The organism is Mesorhizobium sp. M0292 (assembly GCF_040321695.1).
In the GTDB taxonomy this organism is placed as follows: Bacteria; Pseudomonadota; Alphaproteobacteria; order Rhizobiales; family Rhizobiaceae; genus Mesorhizobium.
In genome coordinates this window covers 52,988-72,488 of the sequence record NZ_JAMYSB010000030.1, presented here as the reverse complement: position 1 = coordinate 72,488, position 19,501 = coordinate 52,988, and the positions used below count along the sequence as shown (strand labels likewise).

The 19,501-nt window shown below is 63.0% G+C and carries 16 protein-coding genes and 1 pseudogene; 13 read left to right on the top strand and 4 right to left on the bottom strand.

Annotated features, from left to right (window positions below):
- The 8 genes and pseudogenes from NKI96_RS29275 to NKI96_RS29240 form a co-directional block, all read left to right on the top strand.
- Positions 1–372 (top strand): annotated as a pseudogene (locus tag NKI96_RS29275) (LLM class flavin-dependent oxidoreductase); the annotation flags it as partial.
- 15 nt (positions 373–387) lie between these two features.
- Complete coding sequence (locus NKI96_RS29270; RefSeq protein ID WP_352807418.1) at positions 388–1,164, top strand: DUF427 domain-containing protein; 777 nt, start codon at positions 388–390, stop codon at positions 1,162–1,164.
- 35 nt (positions 1,165–1,199) lie between these two features.
- Positions 1,200–2,843: an ABC transporter substrate-binding protein gene (locus NKI96_RS29265; protein ID WP_023738076.1), complete on the top strand. Its 1,644-nt coding sequence runs from the start codon at positions 1,200–1,202 to the stop codon at positions 2,841–2,843.
- 37 nt (positions 2,844–2,880) lie between these two features.
- The gene (locus tag NKI96_RS29260; RefSeq protein ID WP_031195253.1) at positions 2,881–3,840 is read left to right on the top strand and encodes an ABC transporter permease; all 960 of its coding nucleotides are present in this window, start codon (positions 2,881–2,883) and stop codon (positions 3,838–3,840) included.
- On the top strand, positions 3,837–4,718 hold the full coding sequence (locus tag NKI96_RS29255) for an ABC transporter permease (RefSeq protein ID WP_023742540.1): 882 nt from the start codon (positions 3,837–3,839) through the stop codon (positions 4,716–4,718). The genes NKI96_RS29260 and NKI96_RS29255 overlap by 4 nt, the downstream gene beginning before the upstream one ends.
- A 98-nt stretch (positions 4,719–4,816) precedes the next feature.
- Positions 4,817–5,302: a hypothetical protein gene (locus NKI96_RS29250; protein ID WP_023694218.1), complete on the top strand. Its 486-nt coding sequence runs from the start codon at positions 4,817–4,819 to the stop codon at positions 5,300–5,302.
- A 164-nt stretch (positions 5,303–5,466) separates the two neighbouring features.
- Entirely contained in the window at positions 5,467–6,906 is a 1,440-nt protein-coding gene (locus tag NKI96_RS29245) for an aldehyde dehydrogenase family protein (protein ID WP_352807415.1), read from the top strand.
- Between the two features lie 15 nt (positions 6,907–6,921).
- On the top strand, positions 6,922–7,503 hold the full coding sequence (locus tag NKI96_RS29240; protein WP_023729654.1) for a DUF1349 domain-containing protein: 582 nt from the start codon (positions 6,922–6,924) through the stop codon (positions 7,501–7,503).
- Positions 7,504–7,522: 19 nt separating this feature from the next.
- Here NKI96_RS29240 and NKI96_RS29235 read toward each other — a convergent pair whose 3' ends face one another.
- Positions 7,523–8,302 (bottom strand): helix-turn-helix transcriptional regulator, encoded by a 780-nt coding sequence (locus NKI96_RS29235; RefSeq protein ID WP_023729653.1) that lies wholly within the window; start codon positions 8,300–8,302, stop codon positions 7,523–7,525.
- A 110-nt stretch (positions 8,303–8,412) separates the two neighbouring features.
- On the opposite strand from NKI96_RS29235, the gene NKI96_RS29230 reads away from it, so the two are divergent.
- From NKI96_RS29230 to NKI96_RS29210, 5 genes are all read left to right on the top strand, one after another.
- On the top strand, positions 8,413–10,572 hold the full coding sequence (locus NKI96_RS29230) for a hydantoinase/oxoprolinase family protein (protein ID WP_352807412.1): 2,160 nt from the start codon (positions 8,413–8,415) through the stop codon (positions 10,570–10,572).
- 12 nt (positions 10,573–10,584) lie between these two features.
- A complete protein-coding gene (locus NKI96_RS29225) occupies positions 10,585–12,789 on the top strand; it encodes a hydantoinase B/oxoprolinase family protein (RefSeq protein WP_352807409.1) in 2,205 nt (734 codons plus the stop codon).
- Entirely contained in the window at positions 12,786–13,271 is a 486-nt protein-coding gene (locus NKI96_RS29220) for an acetone carboxylase subunit gamma (RefSeq protein WP_352807407.1), read from the top strand. The genes NKI96_RS29225 and NKI96_RS29220 overlap by 4 nt, the downstream gene beginning before the upstream one ends.
- Before the next feature lie 101 nt (positions 13,272–13,372).
- Positions 13,373–14,200, top strand: a complete 828-nt coding sequence (locus NKI96_RS29215) for an SDR family NAD(P)-dependent oxidoreductase (RefSeq protein ID WP_352807405.1) — start codon at positions 13,373–13,375, stop codon at positions 14,198–14,200.
- A gap of 288 nt (positions 14,201–14,488) precedes the next feature.
- Positions 14,489–15,772, top strand: a complete 1,284-nt coding sequence (locus NKI96_RS29210; RefSeq protein ID WP_023689977.1) for an O-antigen ligase family protein — start codon at positions 14,489–14,491, stop codon at positions 15,770–15,772.
- Positions 15,773–15,782: 10 nt separating this feature from the next.
- On the opposite strand, the gene NKI96_RS29205 is transcribed toward NKI96_RS29210, so the two are convergent.
- The 3 genes from NKI96_RS29205 to NKI96_RS29195 all read right to left on the bottom strand — a co-directional run bounded on the left by NKI96_RS29205 (position 15,783) and on the right by NKI96_RS29195 (position 19,170).
- On the bottom strand, positions 15,783–16,874 hold the full coding sequence (locus tag NKI96_RS29205) for an acyltransferase family protein (RefSeq protein ID WP_352807402.1): 1,092 nt from the start codon (positions 16,872–16,874) through the stop codon (positions 15,783–15,785).
- Positions 16,875–17,051: 177 nt separating this feature from the next.
- Complete coding sequence (locus NKI96_RS29200) at positions 17,052–18,275, bottom strand: polysaccharide biosynthesis/export family protein (protein ID WP_352807422.1); 1,224 nt, start codon at positions 18,273–18,275, stop codon at positions 17,052–17,054.
- Between the two features lie 217 nt (positions 18,276–18,492).
- Positions 18,493–19,170: a sugar transferase gene (locus NKI96_RS29195; protein WP_023668816.1), complete on the bottom strand. Its 678-nt coding sequence runs from the start codon at positions 19,168–19,170 to the stop codon at positions 18,493–18,495.
- Between the last annotated feature and the right edge of the window lie 331 nt (positions 19,171–19,501).

The window sequence follows — 19,501 nt, the reverse complement described above, 5'->3', positions numbered from 1 at the left end:
CCCACCTTCCCGGGCGCCCCCCCCCCCCTCACGCGCGTCATGCAATGGCCTACCCATACCCACCCTCTGCGCTATACCGCGCGCATGCCCGCCAACCGGGGTGCGGTGCCCCCGGGCGTCGCCACACCGAACCAGATCGCCGATCAGCTGCAGGACTGGTTCGAGGCAGGTGCCGCCGACGGCTTCAACCTGATGTTCCCGCTGCTGCCGGAGGATTGGGTGAATTTTGCCGAGCAGGTCGTGCCGGAACTGCAGCGCCGCGGCGTATTCCCCACCGAATATGCGCCGGGGACGCTGCGGGACCGTTTCGGCCTGGCGCGGCCGGCCAACCGCTTCACCGAACAGCGCGACAATGTGCGCGCCGTATCCTGACTTGGAGCAATTGGTATGACCGCAGCGCCAAAACTCCAGCCCCGCGAAGCCACGGCTCCGCAGCTCATCAATGTTCTGCACAGCCCCAAGCGCATTCGGGTCAAATTCGCCGGCCGCACCATCGCCGACAGCCGCAACGTCCTGGTGCTGCGCTCCAACCATTTCCTGCCGATCTATTTCTTCCCGGCCTCGTCGGTGGACCGCTCGCTCTTGAAGCCGTCCGAGCATAGCCAGCCCCATCCCGTCGGTGGCGAAACCACCTATTGGAACCTGGAGACGGGAGAAAAAGCTTCGCCCAACGCGGCCTGGTCGTTTGTCGCGCCGCCGGATGAAAGCCTGTCGCCGCTGGCCGGGCGTATCGCCTTCACCTGGAAGGCGGTCGACCAATGGTTCGAGGAGGAAGAACAGGTCTTCGTCCACGCCCGCGATCCATACGCACGCATCGATGTGCTGCAGAGTTCAAGTCACGTCCAGACCTGGTTCGACGGCGAAGTGATCGCCGAAAGCCATCGCCCGGTGCTTCTGTTCGAAACGCATCTGCCGACGCGTTTCTACCTGCACCCGGACGATGTCAGGCTCGACCGGCTGACCGCTTCGGACAGCACGACGCGCTGTCCCTACAAGGGCATCGCCTCCTACTGGTCGGGCCGGCGCGCCGACGGCTCGGTGAGCCCTGATATCGCTTGGAGCTACCGCGATCCCATTGCCGAAATGCCCAAGATCAAGGGCCTCATCGCCTTCTACCCGCAAGCCGTCGACCGCATCCATCTCGACGGCGAACCAGTCGCTTAAGCCATTCAACAGTCATTTCAGACAGGGGTTTCAAAATGACCAAACGCAACGACATCGATACGCTTCGCAATCTGTCCGGCGACATCTGGAACGTCGCCGTCGATGAGCACCAGGCCGGCTTCCTCAAGCGCCGCGATCTCCTAAAATACGCAGCCTTGATCGGCCTCACCGGCTTTGCCGCCTCGCAGGGACTTGCTGGTTTCGGCACGGCGCGCGCTGCCGGCGCCGGCGGCACGGTCCGCGTTGGGCTCGGACAGCCGACCAAGGCGATCGATCCCGTCTCCATCACCGATCCGGCCAGCATCGGCGTCATCAGCCAGGTCGGCGAATATCTCATCCTCGACGATCCCAAGGACGGTCTGCAGCCCAAGCTCGCTCTGTCGTGGGAGGCCGACGAGACCGCCAGCCGCTGGACCTTCAAATTGCGGCCGGGCGTGAAATTCCACGACGGCCGCACCGTCACCGCCAAGGATGTGGTGGCGAGCTTCGAGCGGCTGGTCGATCCGGCCAGCGGTTCGTCCGCTTTGTCTGCCTATAAGGGCATCCTGTCCAAGGGCGGCGCCAAGGTCGTCGACGACCAGACAGTCGCCTTTGATCTCGACGGGCCCAACAGCAACTTCCCCTTCTATGTCTCCTCCGACGTCTACAACGCCGTAATACTGCCGGCCGACTATGCCGGCGATTTCGAAAAGAATTTCAACGGCACCGGCCCGTTCAAGCTCGAATCCTTCCGCCCCAAGCAGGGCGCCAGCTTCGTGCGCAACCCTGACTATTGGGGCGACAAGGCGCTGCCCGACCGCGTCGAAATCAAGTTCTTCGACGACGAGCAGGCGCAGGTGCTGGCGCTGCAGGCCGGCCAGCTCGACGTCATCCCGAGCACGACCCGGCTGGAATTGGCGATCGAGGGCAATCCCAACTTCAAGCTGCTCAGCGTGCAGGCAAGTTCGCATGACGAGGTGCATCTGCGGACCGACCAGGCGCCGTTCACCGACAAGCGCATTCGCCGCGCCTTGGCGCTCACCATCGACCGCGAGGCGGTGGTCAAGGGCTTGCTCAAGGGCCGCGCCATCGTCGGCAACGACACCCCGTTCGCGCCGATCTTCCCCTCGGCCGATCCGTCGGTGCCGCAGCGCAAGCAGGACATCGCCGAGGCCAAGCGCCTGCTTGGCGAAGCCGGCGTGCCGAACGGCTTCCCGGTGACGCTGACCACCGAGCGCGCCTATGACATTCCCGATTATGCCGTGCTGATCCAGAATTTTGCCAAGAAGGCCGGCATCGACATCAAGCTCAACGTGCTGCCGCAGGACGCCTATTATGGCTCGGCGAAGTTCGGCTCGTCGCCATGGCTCGATTCCAATCTCGGCATTACCGATTTCGGACATCGCGGCACGCCCGACATCTTCCTCAACGCGACGCTGAAGAGTTCGGGCGCCTGGAACGCCGCGCATTTCAACAACCCGGCCTATGACGGGCTGCTGCTCGAATACGGCAAGGCCCGCGACCTTCAGGCGCAACGCCTTGCCGCGGGCAAGATCCAGACCTTGCTGCTGGATGAGACGCCGCTGATCATCAGCTACTTCTCGCAATACAGCCGGATCGTCTCATCGAAGGTCGAGGGCGTCCGCTTCACGGCAATCTCGCATCTGCTGCTCGACCGCGTGACGTTCGCCCAGGCATGATTGCGAGACGTCCAGCCACTCCGGGCACCGGAATCCGATGCTGACCGGCCGCACTGTGTCGGTGCGGGCAGCCTCGCTTCTGCTCACGCTGTGGTTGGTCAGCATGCTGGTGTTCTTCGCCGGGCAGGTTCTGCCCGGCGATGTCGGCCGCCTCATGCTCGGACCGTTCGCCGATGCCGAGGCCGTCGCGGCGCTGAACAGGCAGCTCGGCGCCGACCAGCCGGTGCTCGTGCAATACTGGCACTGGTTCAGCAGCGTGCTGTCAGGCGACTTCGGCACCTCCCTGTCGCTGCGTTTGCCGGTGGCGCCCTTCGTTCTGGAAAGCTTCAAGCGCTCGGCGGCCCTTGCCGGAATTATCCTCGTCTTTCTGCTGCCGCTGGGCATCGGCGCCGGCATCGTCGCCGGTCTCAACCAGGGCCGCTTTATCGACCGCCTGATCGTACTCGCCGGCGTGTCCTTCGGCATTGTCCCGGACTTCGTCTCCGGCCTGCTGTTGCTCATCGTCTTCGGCCTGTGGCTGAACTGGTTCCCGATCACCGGCGCTGCTCCCGATGGCGCCGGGCTCTGGGTCAGTGGCTATTACCTGATCCTGCCGGCGCTGCCGCTGGTGCTGAACCTTGCCGGCTACATCGCCCGCATGACGCGGGCCGGCGTGATCGAGGCGCTGGCCGCCGACTATACGCGCACCGCCGTCCTGAAGGGCCTCGAGCGTCGCGAGATACTCATCCGGCACGTGCTGCGTAATGCGCTGACGCCGACCATCGCCGTGCTCGCGACCCAGACCGGTTACATGCTGGGTGGTCTGGTGGTCATCGAAGCGCTGTTCGGCATACAGGGCCTCGGCAACCTTGTCCTCAACGCCGCGAAGGCGCGCGATTTCCCGATGCTCGAAGCCGGCGTGCTGGTCATGGCGACCATCTTCGTGCTGTCGGCCGCGGCAGGCGATCTCGTGAATGCCTTGCTCGATCCGCGGCAGCGCCGCCGTGTCTCGCCATGATGGAACTGATGGAATTGCCGGAGCGCCGTACGCTGCGCTGGCGGGCAGCAAGTCGCATCCGCGAGACTGTTTCGCAGCTGCCGCCCTCGGTCATCATCGGCTCGCTGATCCTGCTGTTCTGGGTCGGCTGTGCCGTGTTCGGCAGCCTGTTTGTGCCCTACGATCCCTATGCCGAGGATTTCCTCGTCATGCTGGCGCCGCCCGACGCGGCGCACTGGTTCGGCACCGACCAGCTCGGTCGTGACGTGCTGTCGCGCATCGTCGTCGGCTCGCGTGACATCCTGCTGGTCGCGCCGGCAGCAACCCTGCTCGGCGTAGCCGCCGGCAGTGTGCTTGGCCTCGTGCTCGGCTATTTCGACGGGCTGATCGACGCCATCGGCGCCAGGCTGCTCGACACGCTGATGGCTTTTCCCTTCATCGTGCTCGTCACCATGACGCTGGTCGCGCTCGGGCCGTCCAACCTCACCGTCATCCTGGTGATCGGCATCGCCTATGCGCCGCTGGTGGCGCGAACGGTGCGCGCCGCCGTGCGCGAACAGCGCGACCGCGACTATGTCAGCGCCGCCCGTCTCGGCGGCGAGAGCGCTCTTGCCATCATGTTCCTCGAGATCCTGCCCAATGTCAGGGAAACCATCCTCATCGAGCTGGTCACAAGGCTTGGCTACGCCTTCTTCTCGATCGCGACGCTGAGCTTCCTAGGCCTCGGCATCCAGCCGCCTTCCGCCGATTGGGGGCTGGCCGTTGCCGACGGCTACGGCTTCCTGACCGGCGGCAAATGGTGGGTGGTGATCTTCAACTCGGCGGCCATCGTCTCGCTGGTCATGGCCACTAATCTGATCGCGCAAGGCATGGGGGCCTTCGAAAACAGCGACCGGTGAAGATCGGCGCTCACCAAAGCTGACGCGCAATCGCGGACCGTGCGCTAAAATCGTTCCTCGTGATTCGGCTCTGACAGGGCCTCAAAGCAAGGAACGGCATGAGCAAGGCCCTCATTACATTCGCATTGGTCGCGGTGCTCACCGCATTGCTCATGGCGCTCAGCCTGGCGGTCGCCAGGCACGGCTATCCCTATGGCGCGATCGGGGTGAGGCGGCTGGACGGCATCGCCGATGCCGGGTCGTTCCTGCCACTCGCCGCCGTCTATTTTTTCGGCGCCATGCTGATGATGATCCTGCCGATCCGCGCCGCCGGCATCGTCTTGACCCATGCTGCGGATGCGCTGTTCTGGGCGGTGATTGCCCTGTTCGCCACAATTGTCGGCTGTCTCGTCGCCCGCTGGGCTTTCGGCCAGAGCAGCGTGCTGTGGGCGCTCCTGAACTGGCGTTTCCTGTTCGCCGCGGCCATCGTTGGCAGCCATTTCACCATGAACGAGCTGCGCCGCAACATCCTGCTCAGGAGCTTGTTCTTCGTCATCTTCGCCGCGGCGACGCTGGCTTGCCTGTTCTGGACTTTTCCGACCTGACAGGGCCGCTTCATATTGTCCATCTTGAGGTCGCGGCTTTCATAGCCGCGCGCCATCGGCTATCCAGTCCGCAGCTAGATTTCAGCCCTCACAGTGTCGTCATTTGTCTGATAAATATTCAGGCGTACGGCACCCCCAGCGAACCAATACAAGGAAACCGCGACATGAGCCTGTTTCGTAAAAATCTGATCGATGGCGAGTGGGTGGGCGAGGCCGGCTCGCGCAACATCAATCCCTCGAACACGGGCGATGTCGTTGGCGAATATGCCTCGGCGGGCGCCGAACAGGCAAAGCAGGCCATAGCGGCGGCCAAAGCCGCCTTCCCGGCCTGGTCGCGTTCGGCGCCGCTGGTGCGCCACGCCGTGCTGAAAAAGGCGTCGGACGAGATCATGGCGCGCAAGGACGAGATCGGCCGCGCGCTGTCGCGCGAAGAGGGCAAGACGCTGGCCGAGGGCATTGGCGAGACCATCCGCGCCGCCCAGATCTTCGACTTCTTCGCCGGCGAGACGCTGCGCCTGTCGGGTGAATTGGTGCCCAGCGTTCGCCCGGGCGTCGGCGTCGAGATCACCCGCGAAGCCGTCGGCGTCGTCGGCATCATCACGCCGTGGAATTTCCCCATCGCCATTCCCACCTGGAAAATCGCGCCGGCACTCACGCATGGCAACACCATCGTCTTCAAGCCGGCCGAACTCGTCCCCGAAAGCGCCTGGACCATTGTCGACATCCTGCACCGCGCCGGCCTGCCGAAAGGCGTGCTCAACCTGGTCATGGGCAAGGGCTCGGTGGTCGGCCAGGCCATGCTCGACAGCCCCGACCTCAACGCCATCACCTTCACCGGCTCGGTCGGCACCGGCAAACGCGTCGCCGCGGCAAGCGTCGAGCACATGCGCAAGTTCCAGCTCGAAATGGGCGGCAAGAACCCGATGGTTGTGCTCGACGACGCCGACCTCGCCACGGCTGTCGAGTGCGCCATCAACGGCGCCTATTTCTCGACCGGCCAGCGCTGCACGGCATCGTCGCGCCTGGTGGTGACCGAGGGCATTCACGACCGCTTCGTCGCCGCGCTCAAGGAGCGTCTGGAAAAACTCGTCGTCGGCGATGCGCTTGATGCCAAGACCCAGATCGGGCCCGTCGTCGATGCGAGCCAGCTGAAGCAGGACGAGGATTACATCGCCATCGGCAGCCAGGAAGGCGCCAACCTTGCCTTCGGCGGCGAGCGGCTCGATCGCGAAACGCCCGGCTTCTACCTCCGGCCGGCGCTGTTTACCGAGAGCACCAACGCCATGCGCACTTCGCGGGAAGAAATCTTCGGGCCGGTAGCCAACGTCATTCGCGTCAAGGACTATGACGAGGCGCTTGCGGTTGCCAACGACACCCCCTTCGGCCTGACCTCCGGCATCTGCACCTCTAGCCTCAAGCATGCCACGCATTTCCGGCGCAATTCCGAGGCCGGCATGGTGATGGTCAATCTGCCGACCGCCGGCGTCGATTTCCACGTCCCGTTCGGTGGCCGAAAGGGATCGAGCTACGGCCCGCGCGAGCAGGGCCGCTATGCCGCGGAGTTCTACACCACGGTGAAGACAGCCTATACATTCGCCGGCTGATCGACGGGTGACCCGATGGCAGCGGCGAAAGAGGCCCTGACCTGGCTCAACCCGCCGCCGCACCATGCCTTCGGCGATGGCATCGTGCATGTGCGCACCGGCGGGGAAACCGACTTCTGGCGCGAAACCTTTTACGGTTTCTGGCGTGACAATGGCCATTTCCTGTATCGGCCGGTCGAGGGTGACTTCAGCGCCGAAGTCACCGTCAAGGGCGACTACAAGGTGCTCTACGACCAGGCCGGGCTGATGCTGCGGCTGAGTGAAACGCACTGGATCAAGGCCGGCATCGAATACACCGACGGGCTGGCTTACTTTTCGGTGGTGGTCACCAACGACACCTCGGACTGGTCGCTGCTCAGCATTCCCACCGGCCCCGACGGCGTGCGCATCCGGCTGACCCGCCATGCCGAGGCGATCCGCATCCAATATCTTGATACCACCGATGGCAAGTGGAAGCCGGTGCGGCTGGCTTATTTCCCGATCTCCAAATCCGTCGATGTCGGCATGATGTGCTGCTCGCCGCAGCGCGAAGGGTTTGAGGTAACATTCTCCGGCTTTACTGTCGGCCCGCCGATTTCCAGGCAATTGCACGACTGACGGCCATATCGATGGCGGACTAACCGTCTGCCTGATGCTGGAAGAACTGCAAAAACAGCTCCCGTTCGGTGGTTATGTCGAGCTTCTCGTAGATGCGGCGGCGGTGGTTCTTCACCGTGCCGACGGCGATGCCGAGCCGTTCCGCGATGTTGGCGGTCGGATGTCCCGCCAGGATCAACTGCACCAATTCCCGCTCGCGCAGCGACAGCTCCGGCCACAGGCTCGCCGGGATGGTCGGCTCCTGCCGGGGCGAGGCGCCGGGGCCGGTCGGCGCCCATGTGCGAGAGAACTCGGTGCCGCGCGCCTTGATGTCGAGCGCATGCAAGGCCCCGAACACCGGCAGCCGCTCGTCCAGCAGGGCGATCTCGCTCTCCTTGAAGGTGGAGGTCGAGCGGTCGAGGAAGATGCCGAGGCACCAGTCGCCGCCATCGGCCAGCATGATGCCGACCTCGTCGCAGATCTCCGACTGCGCCAGGAAGCCGGCTATGTACTGGCCCCGTTTGGCTTCGTCGTCGGCAAGCCGCTTCAGCGGCAGGATGCCCAGCCGGCGTTCACGCCGCCACGAGGCATAGAACGGGTCGAAGACGTAGTAATTGTCGAGATAGCGCCGGACCATCTCGTCGGAGAAGCGCCGGTGCTTGATGAATTCCGGCGTCTGCGTCGCCGAATATCGGGTCACGGTGACGAGATCGTGCTCGATATCGGCTCCGATCAGGTCAATCAGGCAGTCGACATGCCTGTCCGTACCGGCGGCGGCAATCGCCCTGGCGAGCGGCCCCCAGATATTGCCCATGCGCATGCCCTTTTCTCGGCGATCCCGGTCCGGCAGTCATTGTGTCTTTTGGCATATGGCGCAAGGCCGCCCAAGGGATCTAGCTTGAGCCATCCTAGAGCAATCCTGAGGCGACCGTGACCCAACCCAACCTCACCAGCCCCATCGTCGGCAATCCAATCGTCATCGGCATCGACGCCGGCGGCACCATGACCGACACGATCCTTGTCGACCAGGACGGCCACTTCAAGATCGGCAAGTCGGCAACCACGCCGAAGAACGAGGCCGAGGGTTTCCTGGCCTCGGCCGAGGATGCGGCCGATGCCTGGGGCATCTCGCTGGAGCAGCTCTTTTCCGGCGTCAACGTCGTGCTCTATTCCGGCACCGGCATGCTCAACACGCTGCTGTCGCGCACCGGCCGCCGACTCGGCCTGATCACCACCAAGGGTCTGGAAGACATGATCCTGATGGGCCGCGGCCTGCAGGCCTGGGCCGACTATTCCTATGCCGACAGGCTGCATGCGGTCACCCACCACCATCCCGATCCGCTGGTGCCACGCCGCCGCACCCATGGCGTCACCGAGCGCATCGACCAGTTCGGCGACATCGTGCTGCCGCTCTACGAGCATGAGGTCGCGACTGCAGCCAGGAAGCTGATCGCCGACAAGGTCGAGGCGATCTGCATCATGACCATCTTCTCGCACGTCAATCCGGTGCACGAGAAGCGCATCGCCGAGATCTGCCGCGAGGAAGTGCAGAAGGCCGGCGCCGACATTCTCGTCTACACCAGCCACGAAGTCCGCCCGGTCATTCGCGAACAGTCGCGGCTGAACTCGGTGCTGATCGAGGCCTACGCGACGTCGCGCGGCCGCAAGCAGCTTAGGGGTATCGAGGACGTCTCGAAGAAATACGGCTTCAAATACGGCGTGCAGACTTTGCTCTCCTTTGGCGGCCTGACCTCGATCAATCATCCGCGCCTGCACGAAACCATGATTTCGGGCCCGATCGGCGGTATTCTCGGCGCGGCCTATGTCGGCAAGCTCATCGGCAACGACTCCCTGATCTGCTCGGACATGGGCGGCACCTCCTTCGACATGGGCGTCATTTCGCGCGGCCAGACGCGGATCGAGAACGAGCCGCTGATGGACCGTTTCAAGCTCAACGTGCCGACGTTGCATCTCGACACGATCGGCGCCGGCGCCGGCATGATCCTCAAGGTCGACCCGCTGACCAAGAAAGTCTCGCTCGGGCCGGAAAGCGCCGGTTCCGACCCCGGCCCCATCTGCTTCGCCAAGGGCGGCACTGAACCCACCATCGCCGATTGCGACGCCATACTAGGCCGCCTCAACCCGTATTATTTCCTCGGCGGCAAGGTCGTCTTGCAGGTCGAGAAGGCGCGCAAAGCGTTTGAGGAAAAATGCTCCAGCATCCTTGGCGTCGGGGTCGAGGAGGCTGCCGAAGGCATGATCGACATGCTGGAAGCCGATGCCAACAACGCGCTGCGCCGGGTCATTTCCGGCCAGGGCATCCATCCCTCGGAATTCACGCTGCTGTCCTATGGCGGCTCGGGTCCGCTGCATCTGGCCGGCTGCTCCAGGGGCATCGGCTTCAAGGACATCATCACCTTCCAGTTTGCCGCCGCCTTCTCGGCCTTCGGCTGCACCACCGCCGATTTCATGCGTCGGCATTCGGTGTCGACGCAGCACGACATCGGCGCCCGCGCAAGCGATAGCGAGCTGCTCGCTTTCGGCAAGAAGGTCACCGACGTCTGGAATGATCTCACCAAGGCGGCGGTCGACGAGATGATCAGCGACGGCCATATCAGAGACAAGATCAAGACCGTGCCGTTCCTGATGATGCGCTACACCGGCCAGCTCGAGGATGTCGAGGTCATGGCGCCGCTTGCCGAGGTCAATTCGACCGACGACATGCGCAGGGTCATCGACGAATTCGAGGCGGTCTACGCCAAGGTCAACCACCGCGTTTCGCGCTATGGCGAAGCCGGCTTCACCATCACCGAGCTCGGATTGATCGCCACCGCCGACAAGGTCAAGCCGGTGCTGCTCAAGCGCCCGCTCGGCAGATCGGACCCGGCGGCCGCCCACAAGGGTGTGCGCGAGGTCTATATCGGTGGCCGCTGGCACAAGGCCAATCTCTACGAGATGGACCTACTGCAGCCCGGCCATGAGGTGATCGGTCCGGCCATCATCGAACATCCCGCCACCACGCTCGTTGTTCATCCGCAGGACCGTGTCCACGTCGATGAGTGGACGCTGCTGCATTACACCCATTCTTGAAAGGGCACCGCCATGTTGGACAAACCTGCCTCGGCCCTGCGCCTTCGCGAACGATTGCTCGATTCAGAACGGCTGATGGAAGAGACCGGCTGCTATGACGGCATCACCGAGCTCACGCTACGCAACCAGGACCCGCTGAAGTTCGAGACGCTGCACACCAAGCTGCGCGCCTATTGCGTCTCGGCCCGCGAAATGGCCCGCCGCATCTCGGCCTCGCCCGGCGTGCGCGAAGTCGGCGAAATGGTGGTGGCGATCTATACGCCCGAGGGCGATGCGATCGCGCTGTCCAACGGCATCATGGTCCACGTCCACACGATGAGCCGCTTCATCAAATGGATGATCGAGAACAATTACGAGGAAAACCCGAAGATCCGCGAAGGCGACATCTTTGCCAACAACGATGCCTTCATCGGCACCGTGCAGGTGCCCGACGTCATGGACGTGGTGCCGATCTTCCATGAAGGCACGCTTGTCGGCTGGGCAGGTGCCGTCTGCCATGAGCTCGAGGCCGGCGGCATCACGCCCGGCGGCGACGTCTGCCTGGCGCAAGAGCGCTTCACCGAAGGCCTGTTCGTCTGCGCCGAAAAGATCGGCGAGAATGACGAGATCCGCCGCGACTACGTCATCCGCTGCGAGCGCAATCTGCGCATGCCGATCTACTGGGTGCTGGACGAGAAGGCCAAGGTCGCCTCCTGCATCGACATGCGCGAAAGCGTCAAGCAGCTGATCTCCGACATCGGCCTCGACTACTGGATGAAGGTGTCGAAGGAGTTCATCGAGGAGGGCCGTCGCGCCCAGCTCGCCCGCACCCGCCAACTCACGGTGCCCGGCATCTATCGCGGCCACACCTTCTACGGCCATGTCACGGCGGGCAAGCCCGGCTTCCAGCTGCTTGGCGATCCCGACTGGCTCTACAACATCCCGATCGAGATGGAGATCACCACCGACGGCAAGATCACCATGGACTTCGAGGGCACGCAGCCCTGGGGCTACCATTCGATGAACTGCACGCCGGCCGGCATGGATGGAGGCATGTTCGTCACCTTGACCCAGCACATGAATTTCGAGGGCCTGGTCAATGACGGCGCCTGGATGGCGACCGAGCTGAAGCTGCCGCACGGCACCTGGACCAACCCCGACAATGAGATGGTGGCGACCGCCACATCCTGGGCGCTGCTGCTGCCGGCCTATGGCGTGTTCCAGCGCCTTTTGTCGCGCGGCTTCGTCGCGCGCGGCTTCGTCGAGGAAGCCTTCGTCGGCCAGGTCAACAGCCCGATGATCGAGATGGGCGGCGAAAGCCAGTACGGCACGCCGTTCGGCATGGCGCATTTCGAATGCGCCGCCGCCGGCTCCGGCGCGCTCGCCATCGCCGATGGCCTCGACACCGCCTATGTCGGCTGGAATCCGGAATCCGACATGGGCAACATCGAGGTCTGGGAACAGTCGATGCCGATGGTCTATATCGGCCGCTCGATCATGCCCAATTCGGGCGGCGCCGGCAAATATCGCGGCGGCTGTTCCTTCGTCTCGACCTGGCTGATCAACAAGACCTCGCACCTGCGACTGCACACTTCGGAACACTCCTCGCGGGTATTCGACAATGGCGGCATGTGCGGCGGTTATCCCGCGCCGACCTGCCAGAAGCATCGCGCGGTGCGCAACTCCAACATCCACGAACTGGCGGCAAAAGGCGAACCGCTCGCGCATGCCCCAGGTATCGATCCGCATGTCTCCGACTACGAGAAGAACATCGGCGGCGACCATGCCGTGGTCGAAGGCCCCTACATCACCTCGCCGCACAAGTCGGGGGACATCTTCAGCCATTCCTACAATGGTGGCGGCGGCTACGGCGACGTGCTGGAGCGCGATCCGGTCAAGACCGCCTGGGATGTCGAGAACGGTTTTCTCACCCGCCAGGCGGCGATCCAGATTTTCGGCATCGTGCTGAAGGACGACGCCGAGGGTTATCCGGTTGCCGATATCGACGCCACCGTCGAACGTCGTGCCGCCATGCGCAGAGAGCGTCTGGCCAAGGCGATCCCGGTTTCGGACTGGATCGCTGCCGAACGCGGCCGTGTCGAGAAGGCCGACTTCGCGCCCGAGGTGAAGAAAATGTATGCCAGCGCGATCAAGCTATCGTCGCGCTTCACCAGGGATTTCAGTGATTTCTGGACCGTCGACGCCAGATCGATCTTCATGCCGGGAGCAAAGGCATGACCTCATACAGCAAGGAAGTCCTCGGCGATCTCTCAGCCGGCAAGCTGCCCTGGCCGCAGACAAAGCGCATCATGAGCGCCTACAAGGACGACGACCGCTTCTTCAAGATGCTCGCCGTCTATCAGGACCGTGTCGAATGGAAGGACCCGATCCTGCTGCCGGTCTCGGATCACCTCTTCATCTGCCAAAGCGGCGATGAACGGATCACCCGCTGCGAATGCGGCCACTCCTTCGGCGACTACCGCAAGAACTGGAAGCTCAAGGCTGCGATCAACGTGCGAAACACCGAGGAAGCGCTGCGCGAGATCTATCCCAACAGCGATATCCCCGATCCGCAATGGATGGAAATTCGCGAATTCATCTGTCCACAATGCGGCACCATGCACGAAGTGGAAGCGGCGGCGCCGGGCTACCCGATCGTCCATGATTTCGAGCCAGATCTCGAAGGCTTCTACCGCGAGTGGCTGGGCAAACCGCTTTAGCGAAACTCGATGTTACGGCCGCGTTGCCGGCAAGGTAGCGCTCCTAGCCGGCGACGGACTATGAATAAACGCATCGTACGTCGCATCGGAGACTGCCCACCATGACAGACCTTTCCGGCCGCAGCGCCATCGTCACCGGCGGGTTTTCCGGCATGGGTTTCGCCATTGCTACGGCCCTGGCGCAAGCCGGCGCCAATGTCGCCGTCGGCTCCTACATCGCGCCCGCCGGCGCCGACAGATCCGACGCCGCCTACTATCCCGGCGCCGATGAACTCGAGGGCGTGCGGTTGGCCCTGTCGGCACACGGCACCAGGGTTTGTGCCGCCCATCTCGATGTCCGCGACAGCGAGGTGACCAACCGGTTTGCAGCCGACGTGCAGGCCGCCATCGGCCCGGCCGACATACTGGTCAATGCCGCGGGCACCACCGCCGAACAGCCGGTCTGCGGCCATTCCGACGCGCTGTGGGACAAGATCATCGACACCAATCTCAGCGGAGCGTTCCGCGTCACCCGAGCTGTGCTGCCCGGCATGATCGAGCGCGGCTGGGGCCGTATCGTCAACATCGGCTCGACGGCGGCTTCCGTCGGCTGGAAGGACAACCCGGCCTACTGCGCCTCGAAGGCCGGGCTGCTCGGCCTTACCCGCTGTGTAGCGCTGGAAGGCGCCGCGCACGGTGTCACTTGCGTCATGATCAGCCCGACCTGGGTCGAGACCGAACTGATGCGCCGCAACGTGGCGCAGGTCGTCGAGCGTGAGGGCAAGGGCAGAACCGCCGAGGAAGCGATGGCCGAGATCGCCAAGGGCAATCCCCAGCAGCGCATGCTGCAGCCGCAGGAAATCGCGGCTCTAGCCGTGTTCCTGTGCTCGGATCTGGCCAAGGGCATCACCATGGAAAACATCCAGATCACCGGCGGAGCGCTGTGGTAGCGGCCACAGCTTGTATTTTCGAACGAGCGAGCCGCATTAACGCCATTTGTCGGTTGCATGGTCGTTTTGGCCCTGCCTGCGGCAACTTTACCCCTCGCGGCAAATTTACCATTGAGTGACAGGCATAGAGGTTATATTGTGCACTGCACAATGGACGCCCGCTGATAGGGGTCCGGCAAGGGCAGGTTCCGGCGATCGCGCATGCAAGGGCGGACCTGACGCAGAAAAGCCGACCATGGGCGCTTCAGCCCAGCCGAAAGGCGGCAGCATGAGAAATCCGGTACGGATATGAAGATCCCGAAATCCATTCTGATCGATCCGGACAACAACAAGGCCTATGCCGCCTTCGCCGTTGCGGTGTCGGTCTTTGCCTTCGCCTACTCCACCAATTTCGGCCAGATCCTGATCCTCGCCTACTATCTGGTATGGCTGCCGCTGCTGTTCGTCGATTACCGGCGTTTCGCCCGCGATCTCTCCAGCGCCTGGCTGCCGCTGCTGTTTGCGGCCTATGTCTGCCTGTCGCTGTTCTGGTCGCAAGCGGCCGGCACCAGCGCGCGGGCGGGGCTGCAATATTTCTCCCACATGCTGTGCGCCTACATCGCGGCGCGCACCATCAGCACGCGCACGCTGGTGCTGGGCTCGCTGATCGGCATCTTCATCGTGCTGCTGTATTCGCTGAAGGTTGGCGCCTATGCGCTCGACACTATCGACGGCACCACCAATTTCGTCGGCGCCTTCGGCTCCAAGAACCAGATCGGCTTCTTCGCCTCGCTCGGCATCTTCTTCTGCTTCGCTTTTCTGGCCTTCTACCGGCGCAACTGGATGAGCTTCGTCTGGACCGCGCCGATCATCCTGCTGTCGGTCTATATGCTGGCGATCGCCCACTCGGCGACGTCGGTCGCTTCGCTTCCGGCGGTGATCGGTGTCGTTGCCTTGCTTGCCATGAGCAAGGTTCTGTCACGCCGCTACCGCCGCGTGCTGTTCGTCGTCGGCGCTACGGCGCTGGTGGGCGGTGTGATGGCTGCGCTGAACCTTGGCTTGCTCGATGTCGTGCTCGGCATCTTCGGCAAGGATTCGACGCTGACCGGCCGCACCTATCTCTGGGAACAGGGCTGGGCCGCCGCGCAGCAGCGTCCGGTGCTCGGTTATGGCTATGCCGCCTACTGGATCCAGGGTTTTGCCGATCCGGAACGGCTCTGGGCCGAGTTCTACATCTCCACCCGCACCGGCTTCCATTTCCACAACACCTATATCGAGACGCTGGTCGAGCTCGGCTTCATCGGCGTGACGATGCTGGCGCTGATCATCCTGCGCTCCTTCTGGGGCCATGTTTCGAAGGTGGTGTTCGGTGACTGGAGCGCCGATTCGGTGGTGCTCGCCGGCGCGGTCGGCATGATGCTGATCCGCTCCTTCTTCGAGGTCGAGATCCTCGGCCCCTATTTCATGGCCTCGTTCATCGTCTATTACGGCCTGTTCAAGCTGCGCCCGGTGCCGCTCGCCAGGGCAAGGCGGGCCTATGTTCCGGTGCCGGACGAGAACACCGCCAACGGCCGCATGCCGGCGCGCGTCTGACTTGCTTATCTCAGGCGACGGCGCGCTTGCGCAGCATCAGCCGCTGCAGGAAGCGGCGCAACGGCTCGTCATAGACGCGCGTGGCGATGTCGGCGATGACGATGACCGAAACCGCCATGACGATGCCGAACCAGGGATGATGCGCGAACGGGTCGATCGCTGCGGCCTTGCCCGCCCCGGCGATGATCATCAGCAGCGGCGTGTGGATGATGTAGATCGGGTAGGAAATCCGCCCCAGCCAGCCATAGAGGCCTGACAGGCGCGGCGCCGTCGGCGCAATAGTGCCGACCACCACCAGCGCCGGGAAAACAAAGACGACGCAGGCGAGATCGTAGGCGACGCGCGCGCCGCCGACCGGCGCGATGGCAAAGACAACGAGCGTCAGTGCGATCGCGGCCTCTATCCACCAGCCGCGCCGCAGAAAGCCGAGCCCGCTTTGATAGCGTGTCATGGACCGGCAAAGCAGCACGCCCAGGAAGAACGAGAAACAGACGCGTGGCAGGCCGCTGATGATAGTCGATCCGGTCATGCCGAAGTCGAGGGTGCCGGCAATGATAGAGACGACCACCAGCAACACCAGACTGACGGCGATGAGCGTGCTCAGCACGCGTTTCGTCAGCAGGAAGAAGACGGCGACATAGGCTATGTTGACGATCAGCTCGAAGAACAGCGACCACGACGCGGGGTTGAGCGGAAAGATCGTGTGATAGGCATCGCTGACCAGCGGGATGAAGAACATGCCGGTCGTCAGCATGGTGCCGATCTCGGAGATCGGCATGTATTCCGCCGGAATCAGCCGGTTCTTGACGACGAGATAGAAGAAACCGAGCAGCGTGCCGGCGAGGTAGAGCGGGTAGAGGCGTATCAGGCGGATCGCCACGAAGGTGCCGACGCCCATGCCGTTTTCGATCTTGCGGTCATAGGCATGCGCGATGACGAAGCCGCTGAGCAGGAAGAACAGGTCGACGGCCAAATAGCTCGACGGCAGCACCTTGCCGGCGGCCAGGAACGGCGAGAAGTGGTAGAGCATGACGCTGATCGCCGCGACGCCGCGGATGGCATCGAGATTGAGGTAGACGTGGCGCGGTGCGGCGGGCTGCATGGAATGCCTTCAAGCGGTCGAAAAACGGAAGTTCCCGCCCGCACCCTGGCGCGAACGAGCCGAACTGGTTCCTCCCGCCTCCATCGCGCGGGCCTCGCCGAGCGAGCCCGAGCGCTAGAGCAATTCCGGGAAAAGTGGGAAACGGTTTTCCGTCCGGAATTGCTCCAAACAAACAGGTTACTGGCTGGCCGTCGGCGCCAGCTTCACCTTGATGACGTCGCCCGGCAGCACCGGCGTATCTTCCTTGGCGTCGATCTCGCTGGTCTTGCCGTCCGTCACGCGCACCAGCGAATAGATGAGCGCCGGCTCTTCATTGTGGTTTGTGATGGCGGCGGTCGTGGCCGGGTCCGATGCCTGGGCCATCAGGCCCTGTTGCATGTTGACCCTGAGTGCGGCTTCGTTGAGGTCTGCTTCGACCTGCTGCCGGTCGGCGGCAAGTCTCGAGTTCAACGTGTTCTGGGCATCGATGGCATCCTGCGTCGCCTTGCTGACCGACTGCTTGGCGGTGAGGATCGCCGTCTCATAGTCCAGGATCTTGCCCTGCAGATCGGTGACCGACTGTTGCGAGGAAAGCAGGCGTGCGTTGGCGACCAAGCCCTTTTGCGCCAGCGGACCGATACTGTCCGCCTGCTGCTGCGCCAGGTCGACCTGCTTTTGCTGGTTGACGATCTTTTTCTGCAGCGCCTCGATTTCGGACTGCAGGACCCCTTTCAGATCGTCAAGCGCCTGCAGCTTCAGCTTCAACGCTTTCTGGTCGGAGATCAGGATCTGCATTTCGTCGGCGACGATTGTCGCCAGGCGCGGGTCGCCCTCGACTTCCTTAGGCGCCTCGAAACTCTCCTTGCCGGCGAGATCGGCATCGATGCGGGCACGCTTGACGATCAACCGCACGCGCTGGTCGTCATAAATGTCGAAATTGCCCTTGGCGGTGATCAGATCCTTGCCGAGCTGGGTGCCGAAATCGGCGTTGCGCCGGATGCCGCCGGCGATGCTGATCGCCTTGAGCACGGTCAGCTCCGGCACATAGGGAAACTGGCCCGACGTCTGGATCTCGCCCGAGATGTAGAACGGCCGGAACTGCACCATTTCCACCGAGGCTTCCGGCTTGTCCGACAAGGCAAGCTTGCGCTGCAGGGCGACGCTGATCGCGGTCGCAACCTCCGACGTGGTCTTGCCGGCGGCCGGCAGTTCGCCGACGAACGGCACCGACAAATTGCCGGCTGGACCGACCGAATATTCGCCGTTTACCGCCGACCAGTCACGGAACGTGCCTTCCACCGTCTGCCACTCGGCGACGCGGATGTTGAGCTTGTCCTGCGAGCCGAGCCGGTACTCGTCGGCCATGGCCGGAACCGCGAGCGACAGAGCGAGGCACGTGGCGACGAGCCGTGCCGGCCGCATCGGGCCGGCAAGGCGAAAATACGCTGATATGTCTGTTTTCAACTGAACGTTTCCGATCCGTTTTGGCCCCATCCGCCCGATAGGCCTGCTGCCGAGTGCCTCCTTCGGAACCTGGCAGAATACTATGGCTGCAATGCGAGACCGGCCCATCGCCGAATAGCTTTGGACCGGATTGGCTTCGGGCCGTACCGGCCGATTGCTGACCAGTTGCGGTCGGTCAGTAGGAACCGCGCGACATCCACACCGCAGGCACGGTCTTGAGGATGATGCGAACGTCTTCGAACAGCGACCAGTTCTCGACATAGTGACGGTCGAACGCGACGCGACTGTCATAGGAGACATCGTTGCGTCCGCTCACCTGCCAGAGCCCGGTCAGGCCCGGCCGCGACTTCAAATAATAGACCGCGGCGCTGCCGTAGATCTCAAGCTCGTCACGCACCACCGGGCGAGGCCCGACAAGGCTCATGTCGCCCTGCAGGATGTTGATGATCTGCGGCAGCTCGTCGAGGCTGAGCTTGCGCAGAACGGCGCCGACGCGGGTGACGCGCGGATCGTTCTTCAGCTTGCGGGTCGCGATCCATTCGGCGTTGGCTTCCGGGTTGGCCGCGAGATAGGCGGCCAGCACACGTTCGCCGTCTTCGACCATGGTGCGGAACTTGAGGCAGGGGAAAATCCGCCCACCGCGTCCGATGCGCTTGTGGCCGTAGAAGATCGAGCCGCCGTCGGAAAGCTTGACCAGAAGGGCCACCATCAGGAACAGCGGGCTCAGCGCCACCAGGCCGACAAGTGAACCGAAAATATCGAAACTGCGCTTCAGCAGCCCGCCGATGGGTGGCGGAAAATCTACGCCGACATGCGAAAATGCCGCATTGGCCGACTTGGCAACGTCCCTCATGCAAAAGCTCCATACGTTGAACGGATGGTTTATGCCACGATACCAAAAAAATGCTGCAGCGCAACACACAATTTCCCATATGGCTGAAATAGTCACGTCAGGAATTGACTAAATAATAAACCCTCCTTGCCCAAATTTTGCCCTTTATGGCGGGTTTGTGACGAATAATTAGCAACCGTAGGAAATGTAATGCCTTTTTTCGGCGGGTTTTGGGCAAATCGTCCTTTGCCGCAGAGGGAACGGCTTTAACTGATTTTCGAATCACTGGCTTTGCTAAATTAATCAAGTAAAATACTAATCAACATTGTAGATTCTACTGTAGTATAAAGCG

Excerpts from the sequence above, each read along its gene's own strand:
- NKI96_RS29270 (WP_352807418.1), top strand. The coding sequence starts at position 388 with ATGACCGCAGCGCCAAAACTCCAGCCCCGCGAAGCCACGGCTCCGCAG.
- NKI96_RS29265 (WP_023738076.1), top strand. The coding sequence starts at position 1,200 with ATGACCAAACGCAACGACATCGATACGCTTCGCAATCTGTCCGGCGAC.
- NKI96_RS29260 (WP_031195253.1), top strand. The coding sequence starts at position 2,881 with ATGCTGACCGGCCGCACTGTGTCGGTGCGGGCAGCCTCGCTTCTGCTC.
- NKI96_RS29255 (WP_023742540.1), top strand. The coding sequence starts at position 3,837 with ATGATGGAACTGATGGAATTGCCGGAGCGCCGTACGCTGCGCTGGCGG.
- NKI96_RS29250 (WP_023694218.1), top strand. The coding sequence starts at position 4,817 with ATGAGCAAGGCCCTCATTACATTCGCATTGGTCGCGGTGCTCACCGCA.
- NKI96_RS29245 (WP_352807415.1), top strand. The coding sequence starts at position 5,467 with ATGAGCCTGTTTCGTAAAAATCTGATCGATGGCGAGTGGGTGGGCGAG.
- NKI96_RS29240 (WP_023729654.1), top strand. The coding sequence starts at position 6,922 with ATGGCAGCGGCGAAAGAGGCCCTGACCTGGCTCAACCCGCCGCCGCAC.
- NKI96_RS29235 (WP_023729653.1), bottom strand. The coding sequence starts at position 8,302 with ATGCGCATGGGCAATATCTGGGGGCCGCTCGCCAGGGCGATTGCCGCC.
- NKI96_RS29225 (WP_352807409.1), top strand. The coding sequence starts at position 10,585 with ATGTTGGACAAACCTGCCTCGGCCCTGCGCCTTCGCGAACGATTGCTC.
- NKI96_RS29220 (WP_352807407.1), top strand. The coding sequence starts at position 12,786 with ATGACCTCATACAGCAAGGAAGTCCTCGGCGATCTCTCAGCCGGCAAG.
- NKI96_RS29215 (WP_352807405.1), top strand. The coding sequence starts at position 13,373 with ATGACAGACCTTTCCGGCCGCAGCGCCATCGTCACCGGCGGGTTTTCC.
- NKI96_RS29210 (WP_023689977.1), top strand. The coding sequence starts at position 14,489 with ATGAAGATCCCGAAATCCATTCTGATCGATCCGGACAACAACAAGGCC.
- NKI96_RS29205 (WP_352807402.1), bottom strand. The coding sequence starts at position 16,874 with ATGCAGCCCGCCGCACCGCGCCACGTCTACCTCAATCTCGATGCCATC.
- NKI96_RS29200 (WP_352807422.1), bottom strand. The coding sequence starts at position 18,275 with ATGCGGCCGGCACGGCTCGTCGCCACGTGCCTCGCTCTGTCGCTCGCG.
- NKI96_RS29195 (WP_023668816.1), bottom strand. The coding sequence starts at position 19,170 with ATGAGGGACGTTGCCAAGTCGGCCAATGCGGCATTTTCGCATGTCGGC.